This window comes from Streptomyces sp. NPDC006259, assembly GCF_042870975.1.
GTDB lineage: Bacteria > Actinomycetota > Actinomycetes > Streptomycetales > Streptomycetaceae > Streptomyces.
This window is the reverse complement of sequence record NZ_JBIAHY010000006.1, coordinates 475,270-492,684: the sequence shown is the minus strand read 5'-3', so window position 1 is coordinate 492,684 and position 17,415 is coordinate 475,270. Positions and strand designations below refer to the sequence as shown.

The 17,415-nt window shown below is 68.3% G+C and carries 16 protein-coding genes; 7 read left to right on the top strand and 9 right to left on the bottom strand.

Going from position 1 to position 17,415, the window contains the following annotated elements:
• Positions 1 to 43: 43 nt before the first annotated feature.
• Positions 44 to 1,252 carry an MFS transporter gene (locus tag ACFYO5_RS26740; protein ID WP_388713257.1) on the bottom strand — a complete coding sequence of 403 codons (1,209 nt, stop codon included), beginning with the start codon at positions 1,250 to 1,252 and terminating at the stop codon, positions 44 to 46.
• 141 nt (positions 1,253 to 1,393) lie between these two features.
• Between ACFYO5_RS26740 and ACFYO5_RS26735 the strand changes: the two genes are divergently transcribed.
• Positions 1,394 to 1,858, top strand: coding sequence for a MarR family transcriptional regulator (locus ACFYO5_RS26735; protein ID WP_356561164.1), 465 nt, complete (start codon positions 1,394 to 1,396; stop codon positions 1,856 to 1,858).
• Positions 1,859 to 1,867: 9 nt separating this feature from the next.
• Positions 1,868 to 2,320, top strand: coding sequence for a GNAT family N-acetyltransferase (locus ACFYO5_RS26730; protein ID WP_388713253.1), 453 nt, complete (start codon positions 1,868 to 1,870; stop codon positions 2,318 to 2,320).
• Positions 2,321 to 2,400: 80 nt separating this feature from the next.
• On the opposite strand, the gene ACFYO5_RS26725 is transcribed toward ACFYO5_RS26730, so the two are convergent.
• Positions 2,401 to 3,786, bottom strand: coding sequence for a serine hydrolase domain-containing protein (locus ACFYO5_RS26725; RefSeq protein ID WP_388713250.1), 1,386 nt, complete (start codon positions 3,784 to 3,786; stop codon positions 2,401 to 2,403).
• Between the two features lie 299 nt (positions 3,787 to 4,085).
• Between ACFYO5_RS26725 and ACFYO5_RS26720 the strand changes: the two genes are divergently transcribed.
• Positions 4,086 to 4,652, top strand: a complete 567-nt coding sequence (locus ACFYO5_RS26720) for a dihydrofolate reductase family protein (protein ID WP_388713247.1) — start codon at positions 4,086 to 4,088, stop codon at positions 4,650 to 4,652.
• A gap of 126 nt (positions 4,653 to 4,778) precedes the next feature.
• Here the strand turns inward: ACFYO5_RS26720 and dnaB are convergent, their stop codons facing one another.
• Complete coding sequence (gene dnaB / locus ACFYO5_RS26715) at positions 4,779 to 6,254, bottom strand: replicative DNA helicase (protein ID WP_150471836.1); 1,476 nt, start codon at positions 6,252 to 6,254, stop codon at positions 4,779 to 4,781.
• A 460-nt stretch (positions 6,255 to 6,714) separates the two neighbouring features.
• Here dnaB and ACFYO5_RS26710 point away from each other — a divergent pair, with 460 nt between their 5' ends.
• Complete coding sequence (locus ACFYO5_RS26710) at positions 6,715 to 8,052, top strand: MATE family efflux transporter (RefSeq protein ID WP_388713243.1); 1,338 nt, start codon at positions 6,715 to 6,717, stop codon at positions 8,050 to 8,052.
• A gap of 139 nt (positions 8,053 to 8,191) precedes the next feature.
• On the opposite strand, the gene rplI is transcribed toward ACFYO5_RS26710, so the two are convergent.
• The 4 genes from rplI to rpsF form a co-directional block, all read right to left on the bottom strand.
• A complete protein-coding gene (gene rplI, locus ACFYO5_RS26705; protein WP_356561154.1) occupies positions 8,192 to 8,638 on the bottom strand; it encodes a 50S ribosomal protein L9 in 447 nt (148 codons plus the stop codon).
• An 18-nt stretch (positions 8,639 to 8,656) separates the two neighbouring features.
• Complete coding sequence (gene rpsR, locus ACFYO5_RS26700) at positions 8,657 to 8,893, bottom strand: 30S ribosomal protein S18 (RefSeq protein ID WP_020130672.1); 237 nt, start codon at positions 8,891 to 8,893, stop codon at positions 8,657 to 8,659.
• An 81-nt stretch (positions 8,894 to 8,974) separates the two neighbouring features.
• Positions 8,975 to 9,586, bottom strand: a complete 612-nt coding sequence (locus ACFYO5_RS26695) for a single-stranded DNA-binding protein (RefSeq protein WP_356561152.1) — start codon at positions 9,584 to 9,586, stop codon at positions 8,975 to 8,977.
• 80 nt (positions 9,587 to 9,666) lie between these two features.
• Positions 9,667 to 9,957 (bottom strand): 30S ribosomal protein S6, encoded by a 291-nt coding sequence (rpsF, locus tag ACFYO5_RS26690; protein WP_006604399.1) that lies wholly within the window; start codon positions 9,955 to 9,957, stop codon positions 9,667 to 9,669.
• Between the two features lie 287 nt (positions 9,958 to 10,244).
• On the opposite strand from rpsF, the gene ACFYO5_RS26685 reads away from it, so the two are divergent.
• From ACFYO5_RS26685 to ACFYO5_RS26675, 3 genes are all read left to right on the top strand, one after another.
• Entirely contained in the window at positions 10,245 to 10,556 is a 312-nt protein-coding gene (locus tag ACFYO5_RS26685; RefSeq protein ID WP_356561150.1) for a hypothetical protein, read from the top strand.
• A gap of 212 nt (positions 10,557 to 10,768) precedes the next feature.
• Positions 10,769 to 11,890, top strand: a complete 1,122-nt coding sequence (femX, locus tag ACFYO5_RS26680; protein WP_356561148.1) for a peptidoglycan bridge formation glycyltransferase FemX — start codon at positions 10,769 to 10,771, stop codon at positions 11,888 to 11,890.
• A gap of 91 nt (positions 11,891 to 11,981) precedes the next feature.
• A complete protein-coding gene (locus tag ACFYO5_RS26675) occupies positions 11,982 to 13,013 on the top strand; it encodes an alanine racemase (protein WP_388713236.1) in 1,032 nt (343 codons plus the stop codon).
• A gap of 78 nt (positions 13,014 to 13,091) precedes the next feature.
• Here ACFYO5_RS26675 and ACFYO5_RS26670 read toward each other — a convergent pair whose 3' ends face one another.
• Both ACFYO5_RS26670 and ACFYO5_RS26665 read right to left on the bottom strand, forming a co-directional pair.
• The gene (locus ACFYO5_RS26670; protein WP_388713233.1) at positions 13,092 to 14,591 is read right to left on the bottom strand and encodes a glycosyltransferase family 87 protein; all 1,500 of its coding nucleotides are present in this window, start codon (positions 14,589 to 14,591) and stop codon (positions 13,092 to 13,094) included.
• Between the two features lie 131 nt (positions 14,592 to 14,722).
• Complete coding sequence (locus ACFYO5_RS26665) at positions 14,723 to 17,398, bottom strand: transglycosylase domain-containing protein (RefSeq protein WP_388713230.1); 2,676 nt, start codon at positions 17,396 to 17,398, stop codon at positions 14,723 to 14,725.
• Between the last annotated feature and the right edge of the window lie 17 nt (positions 17,399 to 17,415).

The following is a 17,415-nucleotide window of genomic DNA, read 5'->3' as shown; positions in this document are numbered from 1 at the left end:
AACCGAAGGCGTGGACGGCTCTGGCTCCGCGACCTGGAGCGGTTCAGTGGTGGACGGCTGCCGGCTGTTCGGCCGGGACCCGTCCGGTGACGACAGCACTGGCACCTCCGTCGCGGCGCTCCAGCGCGGCCGAGAGGAGAGCCAGCGCGAGAGCCGCCGCGGCGAGGGCGGCGCCGACCCAGTTGGGAGCGGTGTAACCGAGGCCCGCGGCGATGACGAGCCCGCCGAGCCAGGCAGAGAGGGCGTTGCCGAGGTTGAAGGCGCCGATGTTCACCGCCGAGGCGAGCGTCGGGGCTCCGTGCGCCTGGTCGAGGACCCGCTTCTGGAGCGGCGGGACCGTGGCGAAGCCCAGAGCACCGATCAGGGCGATCGTGACGGCCGCAAGAACCTTGTTGTGCGCGGTCAGTGTGAAGAGGGCCAGGACGACCGCCAGGCTGCCGAGGGAGACGTACAGCATCGGCATCAGAGCGCGGTCGGCGTACCTGCCGCCGACGAGGTTGCCGCCGACCATGCCGAGCCCGAACAGAACGAGCAGCCAGGTGACGGAGCCCTCGGCGAAGCCCGCGACATGGGTCATCATCGGCGCGATGTAGGTGATGGCCGCGAAGACACCACCGAAGCCCAGCACGGTCATCGCCATGGCGAGCAGGACTTGCGCGCTCTTGAACGCCGCCAGTTCGTGGCGCAGGTGTACGCCCTCCGCTCGGGGCAGCTCGGGCACCAGCTTGGCGATGCCCGCCAGGCCGAGGACACCGAGGAGGGCCACGACGCCGAAGGTCACACGCCAGCCGGCGGTCTGCCCGACAAGCGTTCCCAGCGGGACGCCGACGACGTTGGCGACGGTGAGGCCGGTGAACATCATCGCGATGGCGCCGGCCTTTTTGTCGGGGGCGACCACGTCGGCCGCGACGACCGAGCCGATACCGAAGAACGCGCCGTGGGCGAGTGAGGCGACCACCCGGCCGATCAGCATGACGGTGAAGGAAGGGGCGACGGCGGACAGGAGGTTGCCGACGATGAACAAGCCCATCAGCAGCATCAGCATCCGCTTGCGGGGCACCTTGGTGCCGAGGACGGTCATCAGCGGGGCGCCGAGCAGAACACCGAGCGCGTAACCGGTCACCAGGAATCCGGCCGTGGGTATGGAGACGTCGAAGTCGGCCGCGACGTCGGGCAGCAAGCCCATGATCACGAATTCGGTCGTTCCGATCCCGAAGGCCCCGATCGCCAGGGCCAGGAGCGCGAGAGGCATGGTGGGGTAGACCTTCCATATGATTGCAGGAGCGCTTTGCGTGCGTTCACAATAGTTGCAGACGCGGGATACATGCAAGCGCGGTCAATTGCGCCGTTGCTCTATCCTGGGATCCAGCCGCACCGGGACGGAGGAGAACCCATGACTGCGACGGACCCCGCCCTCACCGCTCTCGCTCAGGGCTGGTGTGCCCTCTCCCTGCTTCACGGCAGGATCGAGGCCCACATCGAGCGCGCCCTCCAGGCGCGGCACGACCTGAGCGTGCGCGAGTACTCCCTCCTCGACGTCCTCAGCCGCCAGCACGACGGCGACGGAGGACATCTGCAGATGAAGCAGGTCGCCGACGCCGTCGTTCTCAGCCAGAGCGCCACCACCCGACTGGTCACCCGCCTCGAGGACCGGGGGCTGCTCGAGCGCTACCTGTGCCCCACCGACCGCCGCGGCATCTACACGAACGTCACGGAGGCCGGACTGAAGCTGCTCGACGACGCCCGCCCCACCAACGACGCCGCTCTCCGCGAGGCCCTCGACGAGGCGGCGAAGAACCCGGAGCTGGCCCCGCTCGTCCGCGTCGTGGAGTCCCTGAAGGCACCTGCCGCCGCATAAGGTGCGGCCATGGAAGATCTTGAAATACGCGCCGCCGTCGCCGAGGACCTTCCCGCGATCGTCGGCATGCTCGCGGACGATCCCCTGGGGGCGCGACGCGAGTCCCCGGAGGATCTGGTCCCGTACCTGGACGCCCTGGACCGCATCAGAGCCGACCCGAACCAGCGTCTGGTCGTGGCCGTGCGCGAGGGACGTGTCGTGGGCACCCTCCAGCTGACCATCGTGCCCGGCCTCTCCCGGCGCGGCGCCACCAGGTCCATCATCGAGGGCGTACGCGTGCACGCCGACGAGCGCGGCAGCGGCCTGGGCACCCGGTTCATCGAGTGGGCGATCGAGGAGTCCGCGCGGGAGAACTGCCGGCTGGTCCAACTGACCTCCGACGGCACACGTACCGACGCCCACCGCTTCTACGAGCGACTCGGTTTCGAAGCCTCACACGTCGGCTTCAAGCTGCAACTGTGAAGGAACGAGATCGGACCACGTCGAAGAGGAATGGACGTCTCGTTTCACGTGAAACACGACACCCATTCCTCCGGTGAGCACTAGCCGATCCCCCGCCAGCCCTCCCCGTCCACGCCGCCGGGCACCGCCGCCCCCTCGTCGTACGGCTGACGTGTGAACACGAACGACCCGAGGTCGAGGTGGTCGACGGTGCCGTCCTGACGCCGTACGGCCCGCAGGGACTCGCCGGCGAAGTAGCCCTCCAGGCCCTGCCATGTTCCGTCGCCGTTCGCCCGGAACCGCGAGCGTCGCCCACCACCGGAGAGAGGCCCGAGTGAGATGTGGCCGTCGGCCGTGACCCGTAGGGCGAACGGACTGGTCCCCCAGTACCACTGGCCCGCCAGCTCCAGGACGGCCCGATCGATGTCACGCAGTGGCCGCCACGGCTCAGGAATGCGCGGCTCGGCCTCGGCCACCACCCGCGCGAGGTCGGCGGCCACCTGAGTCACCATCGGGCCGGACGTGCAGTTGGCCAGGACCACCGCGGCGACGTCGTCGGCCACACTGATCGTGAGGCCGGCCAGGAACCCCGGCACGGATCCGGAGTGCCCCACGAGCACGCGGCCGCCCACGTTCTCGATCCGCATCCCCAGTCCGTACGTGCCACCGTCCGCGAGGTCCGTGAGTTCGGCCGGTGCCGCCGGGGTCCGCATCTCCTCGAGGGTTTCCGCGCTCAGCACCCGGTCGTCCCCTCGGACCAGGAAGGCGGCGAACCGTGCCAGATCGCCGCTCGTGGACCAGAGCTGCCCGGCCGCCGCCATCCGGCCGAAGGCCTCGGCGGGTTCGGGAAGCAGCACGTCGGCCCATGGGTGCACCGCCCAGCCTCCCGCGTGGGGAGACAGTGGTCGGGTGGTCGTTCGATCCAGACCCAGGGGTTCGAGCACTTCCCGCCGTAGTACCTCTTCCCAGGAGGCACCGCGGAGTTCCTCGACGAGCGCGCCGAGCAGGCTGTAACCGGGGTTCGAATAGTGGAAGCGACGCCCCCGCGGATGGAGAGCGGGTCGGTCACCGAGGACGTCGGGGAGGCCGGGACGCAGCGAGCCCGGAGTCCGCTCCCACCAGGGACCGGGCGACTCGGCCGGCAACCCGCCCGTGTGAGACAGAAGTTGGGCGATGGTAGCCTCCCCGGCGCCCGAGCCCGGCAGATGCTTGTCCAGCGGGTCTTCGAGGTCGAGTGCTCCTTCGTCGCGCAACCGCAGTACGAGAACGGCGGTGAAGGTCTTGGTGATCGACCCGATCCGGTACTGCACGTGCGCGTCCGGCGCGTGCCCGTCGACCGAGGTCCGCGCCCCATGCCACACGGCCCGCCCGTCCCGCACCACCGCGGCGACGAGCGAGGGCGCCCGCCCCTCGGCCTGGGCCACGGCGATCCGGTGCAGCAGCGCCCGCCGGGTGCTGGGAAGCAGCTCTTCCAGTGGTGTCGTCATGGGCCCCAGTCCACCCGGCGCCACGGTCGACGTCGAGCCCATTTCGCCGAGGGCGCTGAAAAGTCTCGCCGCCTATGACATGTCGGTCTTCTGCACCTGCCGGTTCTCTGTCCTCCCACCCCGACGTCACACAGGATCAGTCTCCGATCGATGCCATCCCTCGGCGCAACGATGAGTCCCGCGGCTGAGCCACCGCGAGCGGGGACTACCTCACGAGCGGAGATCGCGTACCGATGAGTTTCCCGCGCCGCGCCGGTCTGTACGCGTGACATCGACTTACGGAACGGAAGGCCGGCGCCATGCGGAAATTGATCTACGGCATGAACCTCACCCTGGACGGCTACATCGCCGCACCCGGTGACGACATCGGCTGGAGCGGCGTGCCGAGCGACGAGCTGTTCCAGTTCTGGTCCGACCAGTTGGAGGCGACCGAGCTGTCCCTGTACGGGCGCAAGCTGTGGCAGACGATGAGTTCCTACTGGCCGACCGGCGACCAGCAGCCCAACGCCACCCCGGCGGAGATCGAGTTCGCGCGCCGCTGGCGGGACATGTCGAAGGTGGTGTTCTCCTCGACGATCGACAAGGTCGACTTCAACGCCCGCCTGGTCACCGGCGACGCGGTCGCGGAGATCACCCGGCTCAAGGCCGAGGACGGCGGCCCGATGGACATCGGCGGCGCGACGCTCGCCGGGGCGGCCATGCGGGCCGGGCTGATCGACGAGTACGTGCTGGCCACCGCGCCCGTCCTGGTGGGCGGAGGCACGCCGTTCTTCACCGCGCTGGACAGTTGGGTGAACCTGAACCTGGTGGAGACGCGCACGCTTCCGGGCGGCGTGATCTTGACCAGGTACGAGACGAGGCGCTGAGCGCCCGCCACGCGACTCAACCGCCTGCCGGGTCCTCGCGCACGTGATCGCCACCACCGAAGACGGCACAAGTCGTGCCTCGGCGATGACACCGTGCCGCGATCCCGAGGTCCTACGGGCGCGCGATCAGGTCTGAGCCATGTCCACGAAACGGGAGTAGTGCCCCTGGAAGGCCACCGTGATGGTGGCCGTCGGACCGTTTCGGTGCTTGCCCACGATGATGTCCGCCTCGCCCGCGCGCGGTGACTCCTTCTCGTACGCGTCCTCGCGGTGCAGCAGGATGACCATGTCGGCGTCCTGCTCGATGGAACCGGACTCACGCAGGTCGGACACCATCGGCTTCTTGTCCGTGCGCTGCTCGGGTCCACGGTTCAGCTGGGAGAGCGCGATCACCGGCACCTCCAACTCCTTGGCCAGGAGCTTGAGGTTACGGGACATGTCCGAAACTTCCTGCTGACGGCTCTCGGAGCGCTTGGATCCGCCCGCCTGCATCAGCTGGAGGTAGTCGATGATCACGAGCTTGATGTCGTTGCGCTGCTTCAGCCGTCGGCACTTCGCGCGGATCTCCATCATCGACAGGTTCGGTGAGTCGTCGATGTAGAGCGGCGCGGACGACACCTCCGGCATCCGGCGGGCCAGACGGGTCCAGTCCTCGTCGGTCATCGTGCCGGAGCGCATGTGGTGCAGGGCGACACGGGCCTCGGCGGACAGCAGGCGCATCGCGATCTCGTTGCGCCCCATCTCCAGGGAGAAGATGACGCTGGGCAGGTTGTGCTTGATCGAGGCCGCGCGGGCGAAGTCCAGGGCGAGTGTGGACTTGCCCATGGCGGGTCGGGCCGCGATGACGATCATCTGGCCGGGGTGCAGCCCATTGGTGAGCGAGTCGAGGTCGGTGAAGCCCGTGGGCACACCGGTCATCTCGCCGCTGCGCGAGCCGATCGCCTCGATCTCGTCGAGGGCACCTTCCATGATGTCGCCGAGCGGGAGGTAGTCCTCGCTGGTGCGCTGCTCGGTGACTGCGTAGATCTCGGCCTGGGCGCGATTGACGATCTCGTCGACGTCGTCGTCGCCCGCGTATCCCATCTGGGTGATGCGGGTGCCGGCCTCCACCAGGCGGCGCAGAACCGCGCGCTCGTGCACGATCTCCGCGTAGTACTCGGCGTTCGCCGCCGTCGGCACGGTCTGGACGAGCGTATGCAGATAGGACGCGCCGCCGACCTTGTTGATCTCTCCACGCTTGGTGAGTTCGGCGGCGATCGTGATGGGGTCGGCCGGCTCCCCCTTGGCATAGATGTCGAGGACGGCCTGGTAGATCGTCTCGTGCGCCGGTTTGTAGAAGTCGTGGCCCTTGAGGATCTCGACGACGTCGGCGATGGCGTCCTTGGACAGGAGCATGCCGCCGAGCACGGACTGCTCGGCGTCGAGGTCCTGCGGCGGTACCCGCTCGAAGGGTGTCCCGCCACCGTCCCACTCGCCGCTGTCCCGGCCCCGGTCGTGCTGTTCGTCCCGCCCTCGGCCCCCGTCGCGCCGGCGGGAGGGGGGCAGACGATCACTGGGACCGCTGTCGGCCCACGGATCGTCCAAGGGCTCGGAAATGCTCAACCGAGCCACCTCCTCCCGTCCGCGGAGCGGACCCTCGCCGCGCCTTCATTTCTACGGCACGGCACTGACAACTAAGACGCCCAACTCCGGTTCGGACACGTCGGTTTTGTGAGGCTTTCACAGCCGAGGAAAGGAGCGGGCGCCGGACCACGGTAGGCCCGTGGGCGACGTCAGCCAATCTGGTTATCCACAGGCCATGTGGACGACGGCCCCGATGCTGTGGAGAACTACGCCAAACCTGTGCACGACCCGGTGGACAGCCCTGTGAACAAGCCCTCTACTTTTGCCACTCGACGCCACTGACCAGCAAGTTTGCCGTCCACCGGCTGTGTAGAAGAAAAACTTCCCCAGTCGGATCAAGATCGGTGCGAAGGGTGCGGGGAAGCACACACAGGGAGTCACCACGTAAGGACCATTAGGCCATTGCATCTCTTACCTGTGGACGATTAGATTGATGGCCATGACACCGGCTCCCCCGATGCCCAAGGCCACGCGGCGACAGCACGATCGAGAGATCGTCGCACTGGCCGTCCCGGCCTTCGGCGCGCTCGTCGCCGAGCCCCTCTTCGTTCTGGCCGACAGCGCCATCGTCGGCCACCTCGGCACCGCGCAACTCGCCGGACTCGGCGTGGCTTCAGCTCTCCTGACCACCGCCGTCAGCATCTTCGTCTTCCTCGCCTACGCCACCACGGCGGCCGTCGCACGCCGCGTAGGCGCCGGCGACCTCCCGACAGCCATCCGCCAGGGTATGGACGGCATCTGGCTCGCCCTGCTGCTCGGCGCGGCCGTGATCGCCTTCGTCCTCCCCACCGCCCCCTCGTTGGTGGAACTCTTCGGCGCCTCCCACACGGCCGCCCCGTACGCGATCACCTACTTGCGCGTCTCGGCACTGGGCATCCCGGCCATGCTGGTCGTCCTGGCCGCGACCGGAGTACTGCGCGGACTCCAGGACACGAGGACACCTCTCTACGTCGCCATCGCGGGCTTCGTCGCCAACGCCCTTCTCAACGTCGGTCTCGTCTACGGCGCGGATCTCGGCATCGCGGGCTCTGCCTGGGGCACGGTCATCGCCCAGTGCGGCATGGCTGCGGCCTACCTCGTCGTGGTGATCCGCGGCGCCCGTCGGCATGGCGCCTCACTGCGCCCGGATGCCGCCGGCATCCGCGCCTCCGCCCAGGCCGGTGTGCCTCTGCTGGTGCGCACCCTGTCCCTCCGGGCCGTTCTGATGATCGCCACCGCCGTTGCCGCCCGCCTCGGCGACACGGACATCGCGGCACATCAGATCGTCCTGTCGTTGTGGAGCCTGCTGGCCTTCGCCCTCGATGCCATCGCCATCGCCGGACAGGCCATCATCGGGCGATACCTCGGGGCCGACGATCCCCAGGGCGCCCGGGCCGTCTGCCGACGGATGGTGGAGTGGGGCGTTGCCGTGGGCGTCCTACTGGGCCTGCTCGTCGTGCTGGCCCGGCCGCTGTTCCTGCCCCTGTTCACCGGGGACCCGGGGGTCCAGGACGCCGCGCTGCCCGCCCTGCTGGTGGTCGCCCTGTCCCAGCCGGTCTGTGCCATCGTCTTCGTCCTGGACGGTGTGTTGATGGGCGCGGGCGACGGCCCCTACCTCGCCTGGGCGATGGTCCTCACTCTGGCAGTCTTCGCTCCGGTCGCCCTGGCCGTCCCCGCTCTCGGCGGTGGTCTCACCGCGCTGTGGGGAGCCATGACCCTGATGATGACGGTCCGGATGCTGACCCTCTGGCTGCGGACCCGCTCGGGACGCTGGTTGATCACCGGCGCGACCCGCTGACCGTTTCGCGTGGAACCGGCGTTTCACGTGAAACATCGCAGTGCTGATCCGAGGCCCTCGTATCCGGCCGAGGCATGCGGAAGGGGCCGCACCCCTGAGGGTGCGGCCCCTCCTCAGCTCTACGAGCCGAACGCGGCGATCAGGCCGCGACGACCTCGAGGTTGACCTTGGCGGCAACCTCGGGGTGCAGACGCACGGACGTCTCGTGGGCGCCCAGGGTCTTGATCGGCGAGCCGAGCTCGATGCGGCGCTTGTCGACCTCGGGGCCACCGGAAGCCTTGATCGCCGAGGCGATGTCGGCCGGGGTGACGGAACCGAAGAGGCGACCGGCGTCGCCGGAGCGGACGGCCAGGCGAACCTTGACACCCTCGAGGCGGGCCTTCACAGCGTTGGCCTGCTCGATGGTCTGGATTTCGTGGATCTTGCGAGCACGACGGATCTGCTCGACGTCCTTCTCGCCACCCTTGGTCCAGCGGATCGCGAAGTTCCGCGGGATCAGGTAGTTGCGAGCGTAGCCGTCCTTGACGTCTACGACGTCGCCGGCGGCACCGAGGCCAGAGACCTCGTGGGTGAGGATGATCTTCATTTTTCGGTCACCCTTCCCTTATCGCGCCTGGGCGGTGTAGGGCAGCAGCGCCATCTCACGGCTGTTCTTCACGGCCGTGGCGACGTCACGCTGGTGCTGCGTGCAGTTGCCGGTCACGCGGCGGGCACGGATCTTGCCGCGGTCGGAAATGAACTTCCGCAGCATGTTCGTGTCCTTGTAGTCCACGTACGTGACCTTGTCCTTGCAGAAAGCGCAGACCTTCTTCTTCGGCTTGCGCACAGGCGGCTTCGCCATGGTGATTCTCCTGTGTGATCAAGAAGTGGGGATACGACCCGCCTTCGACCCGAACAGACCCGGAGGACCGGGCCCGAAGGCCTAGAAGGGGGGTTCGTCCGAGTAGCCGCCGCCAGCACTGCCGCCGCCGGAGTTTCCACCCCAGCCGCCGCCACTGCCGCCGCCCTGGTTGCCACCGGCGGGTGCGCCGGTCGCCCACGGGTCGTCGGCGGGAGCCGCGCCGCCCTGCTGACCGCCGCTGGAGCCACCGCCCCAGCCGCCGCCACCCTGGGCGCCACCGCCACCACCGGCACCGCCGAAGCCACCGCCGCCGCCCTGGCCACCGCGGCCGGCGGTCTTGGTGACCTTGGCCGTGGCATTGCGCAGGCTGGGGCCGACTTCCTCGACGTCCAGCTCGTAGACCGTGCGCTTGACGCCCTCGCGGTCCTCGTAGGACCGCTGCTTCAGCCGGCCCTGCACGAGGACGCGCATGCCTCGCTGGAGCGACTCGGCGACGTTCTCCGCCGCCTGACGCCAGACCGAGCAGGTCAGGAACAGGCTCTCGCCGTCCTTCCACTCGTTCGTCTGACGGTCGAAGGTGCGGGGAGTGGACGCGACGCGGAACTTCGCGACCGCCGCACCGGAGGGGGTGAAGCGCAGCTCGGGGTCGTCGACAAGATTGCCGATGACCGTGATGACGGTCTCGCCTGCCATGGGGGAACCTCTCGGCGGGTTTGCTGCTGCTGGCTGCTAGTGCTGCTACTCGGATCCCGAGACCAGCTGAGCGGGGAAGCTCAGTGGGTCTCGGGGCGGAGGACCTTGGTCCGGAGGACCGACTCGTTCAGGTTCATCTGGCGGTCGAGCTCCTTGACGACCGCAGGCTCGGCCTGCAGGTCGATGACCGAGTAGATGCCCTCGGGCTTCTTCTTGATCTCGTACGAGAGACGACGACGGCCCCAGGTGTCGACCTTCTCCACCTTTCCGTTGCCCTCACGGACGACGGAGAGGAAGTTCTCGATCAGCGGGGAGACAGCGCGCTCCTCGAGATCGGGGTCGAGGATGACCATCACTTCGTAGTGACGCATGTGGAACCCACCTCCTTTGGACTCAACGGCCACGGTCGTTCCGTGGCAGGAGGGTTGTGATGCGTACGCAACGGTATCGGCCGCCACTGACAGTCGGGGGTCGCGGAGCGACCTACCCGCACTGAGCCGGGCGGATTTCCTGGCTGTGCCTGGGCAGACACCGGTGCAGAGGGTACAGACTACCTGCACACCGGCTTCCGGTTGAAATCCGGCCCGGGAGGCGGTCAATCTGTACCCATCGGGTGTGTATGGCGCTACGATGCGCCGCTCTCCGCAGGAGGTGCCCCATGGCACAGGCATTGCGACCCACCACCGCCGGTTCCCTCTTCGCCACCGACGGCAGGCCCCATCCGCTCCAGGACACGCTCATGGCCGTCACCCTGGTCCTGGGCCTGGTGGCCTTCGTCACGGCGATGTTCCACAGTCTCCACCTGCTCAGCTCGTGGGCCGGCCTGGCAGGGATCCTCACGGGCGCGTACGGGCAGTGGATCTCCGAGACCACCCGTGAGCGCTTCGGTCTGATCCTGGGCCTCGGTGCCTCCGGCATCGGATTCTTCCTCGGCATGGCCCACGGCGGCCTCTTCGGCGGCCTCTGGTGACCTGACCGACGCCGGTCCGGCCGCCACCGCCGACCGTCGGCGGCCCAAGCCGCACCGGACCGGTCCGCCCTCGCGGAACGCCCCGGCCGTTCACCTGCCGGGGCGTAGGGGGCGTACGCCCAGTCGGGGCGCTCGCGAGGCGCAGTAGGCTTCGGCGCGAGAGCCGGAGCCCCTGTACCCATGGGGACACACCAGCCCGAGGAGCGCCCCGAATGAGCCTGACCCTCAGGACGATCAGCCGCGAGCAGCATCTGGCATACATCCAGAGCCTGCCGGCGGCGAGCCACATGCAGGTTCCGGCCTGGGCCGATGTCAAGGCCGAGTGGCGGTCGGAGAGCCTCGGCTGGTTCGACGGCAGGACCGGTGAACTCGTCGGCGCCGGCCTCGTCCTCTACCGCCAGCTGCCCAAGATCAAGCGCTACCTCGCCTATCTGCCCGAGGGCCCGGTCATCAACTGGTACGCGCCGAATCTGACCGAGTGGCTGGAACCGATGCTCGCGCACCTGAAGCAGCAGGGCGCCTTCTCCGTGAAGATGGGTCCGCCGGTCATCATCCGGCGCTGGGAGGCCGCCTCCATCAAGGCGGGCATCCAGAACCCGGACGTGAAGCGACTGCGGGACATCGAGGCCGACTTCATCGAGCCGCGGGCCTTCGAGGTGGCCGACAAGCTGCGCCGGATGGGCTGGCAGCAGGGCGAGGACGGTGGTGCCGGCTTCGGTGACGTCCAGCCGCGCTACGTCTACCAGGTCCCGCTGGCGAACCGCTCCCTCGAAGAGGTCCACAGGAACTTCAACCAGCTCTGGCGCCGCAACATCAAGAAGGCCGAGAAGGCCGGTGTCGAGGTCGTCCAGGGCGGCTACCACGACCTCGAGGAGTGGCAGCGGCTCTACGAGATCACGGCCGTGCGCGACCATTTCCGGCCCCGCCCGCTGTCGTACTTCCAGCGCATGTGGACGGCCCTGAACACCGAGGACCCCAACCGCATGCGGTTGTACTTCGCCCGCCACAACGGTGTGAACCTCTCGGCGGCGACCATGCTGATCGTCGGCGGGCACGTCTGGTACTCCTACGGCGCCTCCGACAACATCGGCCGGGAGTTCCGCCCCTCGAACGCGATGCAGTGGCGGATGCTGCGCGACGCCTACGCGCTCGGCGCCTCGGTCTACGACCTGCGTGGCATCTCCGACTCGCTGGACGAGTCGGACCACCTGTTCGGCCTGATCCAGTTCAAGGTCGGCACGGGCGGACAGGCCGCCGAGTACCTGGGTGAGTGGGACTTCGCGCTGAACAAGCTGCTCCACAAGGCGCTCGACATGTACATGTCGCGCCGCTGAGCACCCGTCAGCTGCTTCGATGGCGTCCTACGTCTCGACAGCTCGCTACCTCTGACACACCGCAGCCACGAGAAAGGTTCCAGGTCCGGCCATGGCGCTCACGCTCTACGTCGACACCGCGCGCTGGCGGGCGCACCACAAGCACGTGCAGGAGCAGTTCCCGGGGCTCGTCCCGGTCTGCAAGGGCAACGGCTACGGCTTCGGGCACGAGCGGCTGGCCGAGGAGGCCACCCGGCTGGGCTCGGACATCCTCGCCGTCGGCACGACCTACGAGGCCGCGCGCATCAAGGACTTCTTCGGCGGGGACCTGCTGGTGCTGACGCCGTACCGGCGCGGTGAGGAGCCCGTCCCGCTGCCCGACCGGGTGGTGCGTTCGGTGTCGTCCATCGACGGCGTCTACGGCCTCGTGGGTGCACGCGTGGTGATCGAGGTGATGTCCTCGATGAAGCGGCACGGCATCAGCGAGCAGGATCTGCTGCAGCTGCACGCCGCCATAGAGAACGTCCGCCTGGAGGGCTTCGCCATCCACCTGCCGCTGGACCGTACCGACGGCTCGGACGCCGTCGAGGAGGTCATCGGCTGGATGGACCGGCTGCGCGCGGCCCGGCTGCCCTTGCACACGATGTTCGTCAGCCACCTCAAGGCCGATGAACTCGCGCGTTTGCAGCAGCAGTTCCCGCAGACCCGGTTCCGTGCCCGCATCGGCACCCGGCTGTGGCTCGGGGACCACGAGGCCACCGAGTACCGGGGGGCCGTCCTGGACGTCACACGCGTGACCAAGGGCGACCGGTTCGGCTACCGGCAGCAGAAAGCGGCCTCCGACGGCTTTCTGGTGGTCGTGGCGGGTGGTACGTCGCATGGGGTGGGCCTGGAGGCTCCCAAGGCCCTCCACGGCGTCATGCCGCGCGCCAAGGGCGTCGCGCGCGCCGGCCTGGCCACGGTGAACCGGAACCTCTCGCCGTTCGTCTGGGGCGGCAAGCAGCGGTGGTTCGCCGAGCCGCCGCACATGCAGGTGTCCATCCTGTTCGTCCCCTCGGACGCGCCGGAGCCGACGGTCGGCGACGAGCTGGTGGCCCATCTGCGGCACACCACCACGCAGTTCGACCGCATCATGGACCGCTGAGCACCACGCCGACGACGTGAGGCCGTACACGGAGCGCCGTGTACGGCCTTCTGCGTGGCCCGGCCGGACCGTGTTCGCTCAGGGCGAACCGTCGGCCGTTTGCCGCTGGCCCCACTCCACCGGTGGGCCGTCGGAGGGGGCCGCGTGCCGGGCGGGACGAGCCGCGGCACCCAGGACGAACACATCCTCCGCGCCGTCGAGTACGCCGCCCGAGGGATCGTCGTCCCCGGCCCGTCGGACCACGTCCCGCTCGGGCATCAAGATGTCCCGTACCACCACGACGCACAGGTAGAGCGTCCCGAGCAGGTGCGCGCCGATGGCCCAGTGGTAGCCGTCGGTCGGCAGTCCCTTGTGGGCGTCTCCGCTGGTGGTGTAGGCGAGGTAGAGCCAGATACCGAGGAAGTACGCCACCTCGCACGCCTGCCAGATGAGGAAGTCCCGCCACTTCGGCCGGGCCAGCACGGCCAGCGGCACCAGCCACAGCACGTACTGCGGCGAGTAGACCTTGTTGGTGAGGATGAAGGCCGCCACGATCAGGAAGGCCAGTTGGGCGAAGCGGGGGCGCCGTGGTGCGGTCAACGTCAGCGCGCCGATGGCCAGTCCGCACACCACGACCAGCACGGTGGCGAGGGTGTTGACACTGTCGGTGGTGAGCGGATCGCTGGAGTTCTGGGCCAGGATCAGCCAGAACGACCCGAAGTCCACGCCCCGCTCCTGGCTGAACGTGTAGAACTTCGACCATCCCTCGAAGGCGAAGATCATCACCGGCAGGTTGACCACCAGCCAGGCGACGACCGCGCCCCCCAGGGCCGTGCCGAAGTCCCGCCACTTCCCCGCCCGCCAGCACAGGACGAAGAGCGGGCCCAGGAGGAAGACGGGGTAGAGCTTGGCGGCGGTGGCGAGCCCCAGCAGCACGCCGAACGCGAGCGCCCGTCCGCGTGACCACATCAACATCGCCGCGGCCGTCAGAGCGACCGCCAGGAGATCCCAGTTGATGGTGGCGGTGAGCGCGAACGCGGGCGCCAGGGCCACCAGCAAGCCGTCCCACGGCCGCCTGGCATGCGTCCGCGCCACACAGACGGCCATGACGGCCGCGCACGCCATCAGCATTCCGGAGTTGACCATCCAGTACCACTGGCCCTGGTGCTGGCCACTTCCGCTGGCCGGCGTCAGCCAAGCAGCCACCTCCATGAACACTCCGGTGAGGACCGGGTATTCGAGGTACTGCATGTCGCCGGGGAGCTTGTCGAAGTAGGGCACGAGCCCATCGGCGAATCCCCGCCCCTGGTACAGGTGCGGGATGTCCGAGTAGCAGGCGTGCGTGTACTGGGACACGGCACCGAAGAACCAGCCCCCGTTGTAGCAGGGTGCCTTCTGGATCAGCCCGAGGGCGAACATCCCGATGGCCACGAGGGCGACGACCCGGACAGGCGACAGCCAGGACGTCCCGGTCAGGGCTCGCCGCCCCAGAGGGCCACCGATCAGCTCACTGCCGGCCGCGGCCACCTCGTCGTTCCTGGTCGGCTGCACCGGATCCGGCTCGTGCACGCGCGCTGGCGTCGATTCTGCACTGGGCATGGCCCACATCCTGCCGTACGGACCTAGCAGAACGCCGAGGGCCGCCCCACCTGGTGCGGTGGGGCGGCCCTCGTTTCACGTGAAACATCCGCATGTTTCACGTGAAACGCCCGTCCGGGGCGATTGCGTGCTTACCCGCTCGATCCTCCGAAGAAGTTTCCGCCGTTGCCGTTGCCTCTGGTGTCGTCCCCGGTGTCGCTCGGGGACGGCGAGGGACTCGTCTCACCGGTGCCGCCGTTGTTGCCTCCGCCGTTGACCCCGCCCGAAGTGTCATCGCAGCCGAAGAAGCTGTTGCAGCTGTCGCTGGGGGAGGGCGAGGGCTCCGGCTCCGACTCACTGGGGCTCGGGGACGGCGAGGGGCTCGCCTCCTCGCTCTCGGTGATCGACGGACTGGGCGACGGGAGCGGGTCCTCGTTGAGCACCTCACCGATGGGCTCGGGCTCCGGGAAGCCCTTCTTCGGCAGGCCCTTCATGGCCTCGGCCATGTAGTCGTGCCAGATCTCCGCCGGGAACGAGGCGCCATGGATCTTCTTCTGGCCACCGGTTCCGAACATCTCCAGGAACGTGCGGTTCTTCTTGGTCTCGTCGTCGTCGTAGCGGAACATCGTGATCGCGGTCGACAACTGCGGCGTGTAGCCGACGAACCAGGCCGACTTGTTGCCGTCGGTGGTGCCCGTCTTGCCGGCCACCTCGCGGCCGGGGAGCTGTGCGGCGGTGCCCGTTCCCTTCTCGACCACGGTCTTCAGGATGTCCGTGACGTTGTCGGCGACCTTCGAGGTGAACGCCTCGTTCGTCTCCGTCTTGTGCGTGTAGATCACGCCGTCCTGACTCGTGACCTTCTGGACCGAGTAGGGGTCGCGCTGCTTGCCGCTCGCCGCGAAGGTGGCGTAGGAGCCCGCCATCCGGATCGCGCTGGGGTCGGAGATGCCGATCGAGAACGAGGGGAAGGTGGAACCGGTGAGACTGCTCGGCTTGAGGCCGGCACCTTCCGCGGCTCCCTTCACCTTGTCCAGGCCGACATCCATGCCGAGCTGGACGAAGGCGGAGTTCACCGACTCGCGCATCGCCTCACGAAGGTCGATCTTGAAGTTGGGCGGGGTCCCATAGGACTTCTGGCCGTCATTGGTCTGCAGCCACTCCTCGCCCTTCTCGTTCTTCCAGATCGTCCCGTCGTAGTTCTTGATCTTGAGCTTGTTCTTGCCGCTGAACAGACTTTTGGGGGAGACGATGGTGCGTTCGTCCTGGGCCTGCGACGATCCCAGATCCTTGTCACGGACGCCCCAGGTCATCGCCGCGGCGAGGACGAACGGCTTGAACGTCGAGCCCACCTGGGCGCCGGTCTGGTCGGCGTTGTTGGTGAAGTGCTTCGTCGCGTCCTCACCGCCGTAGATCGCCTCGATCGCGCCGGTCGCCGGGTTGACGGACGCCCCGCCGAACTGGACGTGCGTGTCCTCGGGGCGTTGCTCCGGCTTGATGTTGGCCTTGCGGACCTTCGTGACCGCCGTCTCCAGTTCGGTGACCTTGTTCCTGTCGAAGGTCGTGTAGATCGAGTAGCCACCCTGCTGCAGCTTCTGCTGGGTGATCCCCGTCTCCTTGCTGTGGGTGATCACGTAGCTGTTGGCCAGGTCGACGAGGTAGCCGGTCTGACCGCTCAGCTGGGTGTTCGAGCGCGGGTTCTCCAGTTTGGGCAGCGTCGCGTACCGGGCCCGCTTCGAGGCGTCCAGATGCTTGTACTCGACCATCTTGTCGAGGGTGTCCTGCATCTGGGCCAGAGCCCGCTTGCGGTTGTTCTCCGGCGTCGCGGCCGGGTCGATGGAAGTGGCGCCCGCGGGGTCGTAGTAGGTGGCGCCCTTCAGGGTGGCCGCCAGGAAGGCGCACTCACCCTCGTTGAGATCGATGGCGTCCTTGTCGAAGTACGCGCGGGCGGCGGCCTGGATGCCGTAGGCGTTGCGCCCGTAGTACGCCGAGTTCAGGTAGCCCTCGATGATGTCGTCCTTGTCCTCCTCCGCCCCGACCTTTATCGAGACGAAGATCTCCTTGAACTTCCTGGAGATCGTCTGGGACTGGTCGTTCAGCATGGCGTTCTTGACGTACTGCTGGGTGATGGTCGAGCCACCCTGCGTCTGTCCGCCCCGCGCCATGTTGAACACCGCGCGCGCGATGCCCTTGGGGTCGATGCCGCTGTCGTCGTAGAACGTCTTGTTCTCCTGCGAGATCACCGCCCAGCGCATCGCCTCGGGGATCTGCGAGAGATCGATGATCTGGCGGTTCGTCTCTCCACCGGTGGCAACCATCTGGCTGCCGTCACGCCAGTAGTAGACGTTGTTCTGCGCCGTGGCCGTCTCGTCGACCTTGGGGACGGCGACCATGGCGTACCCGACACCGGCCACCGCGACCAGGCTGCCCATGAAGCCGACGAACAGGCCGGTGACGAGCTTCCAGGACGGCACCCAGCGCTGCCAGCCGTACTTGCCGGCACGCGGGTAGTCGATCAGGCGATTCCTGGCGGAACCCGAACGTCCCCTGCCCCGGCCCGGAGGGCCGGACGGGCCGCGTCCTGCCGGCTCGGCGGCTCTGCGCCGGCCACCCACATTTCTCTGTGCCGTGCGTCGGGCGCCGGCACGGCCACCGGACGAAGGCTCCTCGCCTCCGGGCCCGTAGAAGCCCGACCCGTACGAGTCGGCAGGAGACCCGGTGGCGCCTCGCGGTGCCGCACGGCGGCCGGAGGACGAGCCGGACTGGCCGCGTCGGGCCGCGGCACGTCCGCCTTCCTGCGGCTGCGGCGGTTTGCGACGGTGCTCGCTCATCGAACGACTACTCCTCG

Bases quoted from the DNA above. Each gene is read 5' to 3' on its own strand.
- ACFYO5_RS26740 (WP_388713257.1), bottom strand. From the start codon at position 1,252: ATGCCTCTCGCGCTCCTGGCCCTGGCGATCGGGGCCTTCGGGATCGGA.
- ACFYO5_RS26735 (WP_356561164.1), top strand. From the start codon at position 1,394: ATGACTGCGACGGACCCCGCCCTCACCGCTCTCGCTCAGGGCTGGTGT.
- ACFYO5_RS26730 (WP_388713253.1), top strand. From the start codon at position 1,868: ATGGAAGATCTTGAAATACGCGCCGCCGTCGCCGAGGACCTTCCCGCG.
- ACFYO5_RS26725 (WP_388713250.1), bottom strand. From the start codon at position 3,786: ATGACGACACCACTGGAAGAGCTGCTTCCCAGCACCCGGCGGGCGCTG.
- ACFYO5_RS26720 (WP_388713247.1), top strand. From the start codon at position 4,086: ATGCGGAAATTGATCTACGGCATGAACCTCACCCTGGACGGCTACATC.
- ACFYO5_RS26710 (WP_388713243.1), top strand. From the start codon at position 6,715: ATGACACCGGCTCCCCCGATGCCCAAGGCCACGCGGCGACAGCACGAT.
- rplI (WP_356561154.1), bottom strand. From the start codon at position 8,638: ATGAAGATCATCCTCACCCACGAGGTCTCTGGCCTCGGTGCCGCCGGC.
- rpsR (WP_020130672.1), bottom strand. From the start codon at position 8,893: ATGGCGAAGCCGCCTGTGCGCAAGCCGAAGAAGAAGGTCTGCGCTTTC.
- ACFYO5_RS26695 (WP_356561152.1), bottom strand. From the start codon at position 9,586: ATGGCAGGCGAGACCGTCATCACGGTCATCGGCAATCTTGTCGACGAC.
- rpsF (WP_006604399.1), bottom strand. From the start codon at position 9,957: ATGCGTCACTACGAAGTGATGGTCATCCTCGACCCCGATCTCGAGGAG.
- ACFYO5_RS26685 (WP_356561150.1), top strand. From the start codon at position 10,245: ATGGCACAGGCATTGCGACCCACCACCGCCGGTTCCCTCTTCGCCACC.
- femX (WP_356561148.1), top strand. From the start codon at position 10,769: ATGAGCCTGACCCTCAGGACGATCAGCCGCGAGCAGCATCTGGCATAC.
- ACFYO5_RS26675 (WP_388713236.1), top strand. From the start codon at position 11,982: ATGGCGCTCACGCTCTACGTCGACACCGCGCGCTGGCGGGCGCACCAC.
- ACFYO5_RS26670 (WP_388713233.1), bottom strand. From the start codon at position 14,591: ATGCCCAGTGCAGAATCGACGCCAGCGCGCGTGCACGAGCCGGATCCG.
- ACFYO5_RS26665 (WP_388713230.1), bottom strand. From the start codon at position 17,398: ATGAGCGAGCACCGTCGCAAACCGCCGCAGCCGCAGGAAGGCGGACGT.